The 1243-nt window shown below is 61.1% G+C and carries 2 protein-coding genes; one reads left to right on the top strand and one right to left on the bottom strand.

The genetic code is table 11. The features are described from left to right. Positions 1-170: 170 nt before the first annotated feature. A complete protein-coding gene (locus AC1DTN_RS37225; protein WP_477925094.1) occupies positions 171-800 on the bottom strand; it encodes a TetR/AcrR family transcriptional regulator in 630 nt (209 codons plus the stop codon). 299 nt (positions 801-1099) lie between these two features. On the opposite strand from AC1DTN_RS37225, the gene AC1DTN_RS37220 reads away from it, so the two are divergent. Next, positions 1100-1243: uracil-DNA glycosylase family protein (locus AC1DTN_RS37220; RefSeq protein WP_477925095.1), on the top strand; the 144-nt coding region annotated here is incomplete at its 3' end.

The following is a 1243-nucleotide window of genomic DNA, read 5'->3' as shown; positions in this document are numbered from 1 at the left end:
GACCTTGAGTTCCATCCCGTTGGCGCAACGCACGCTCCCGGAATGCATGCCGATGAGCGTCATCTCATACTGCTGATCCGGAGGAAGAAAATTGTTCGCCTCGGCGAAGACATCCATCGGAGCCGCGACGTCCAGCGCCTGCACCCCATCCACCACAACGATGGCCAGCTTCATTTCTTGACCTTCTTTCCTGCAACGGGATTCAGCGAATAGGCATTTCGTCGACGAATCCCGGGTTTGACTTTGCTCGCTGCTGCTGCTGCTGCTGCTGCTGCTGCTGCTGTCGCAGTGGCTTTGGCCTGCATGCCTTCCACAAGCTCGGCCAGGCTGGCAAGCACCGTTTCGACAGGCTCTCCGAATTGAGCCGTCACGATGGCCCCGTCGATACCCACGGCAAGCGCTCGTGCCTGCAGCGCCATTGTCGGCGTCCGGGGCAACAGTGTTCGCAAGATGGTCACCATGTCCGCCTTGTGCCGCCGCGAAACGGCGACTGCCTCCGGGAGGCTGTCTCCCAGTTCGACCACGGCGTTGATGAAGGCACAGCCGCGATAGTTCTCGGTGCTGAACCATTCGCGGAGGGCCGGGACAATGGCCTCGGGGCTTCCGCCATGGCGCCCGAGTGCCTCCTCGAACCACTCCATCCAGTTGGCATGCCGATAGTCCAAGAACTTGAGGACGAGATCGTTCTTGCTCGGGTAATGCCTGTAGAAGGTCTTCTTGGCCACGCCGGATTCGGCGATGAGCCTGTCGATCCCTGTCGCGCGAATGCCATCCCGGTAGAAGAGGTCATGCGCCGTCATCAAGATCTTCCGAGACGGGAGTGCATCCTCGGCGAGTTGCGCAGTTGAAGTTGACATCGAAGGATTGTAGACAGATCGGTCTCCCTCGGCTTGCAAGGCCACCAGGTCCCATGCCTTCGGTCGCCGCGTGTTGAATGCTGGCCAGAAATCAACCGAGCTTGGCCGCTTTCAACTGGCATCGCACAGGGGAGTCGAGGCTCGCTCGCCTAGACTGGCGCGAACGAAAACCCTACCGAGGCACGGCCGGCATGTGAAACGGGACACTCCGCTCGCGCCTTGCCGACACACAGGAATCCATCGTGCAGGAGCCCACTGTCGCCGGTCTGCCGGATATTCTCCAGCCGGGTCTCAAGGTGCTGTTCTGCGGCATCAATCCTGGCGTCTGTGCCGCCGCAGCGGGGCACCACTTTCTGGGGCGTGGGAATCGCTTCTGGCGCGTGATG

The sequence above is a fragment of the Rhizobium sp. 01T444 genome (assembly GCF_056398305.1).
The sequence above is the reverse complement of the archived record's forward strand: the minus strand, read 5'-3'. Positions and strand labels throughout refer to the sequence as shown.

What these genes read in the sequence shown, in the direction of transcription:
- AC1DTN_RS37225 (WP_477925094.1), bottom strand. Translation starts at nt 800, where the DNA reads ATGACGGCGCATGACCTCTTCTACCGGGATGGCATTCGCGCGACAGGG.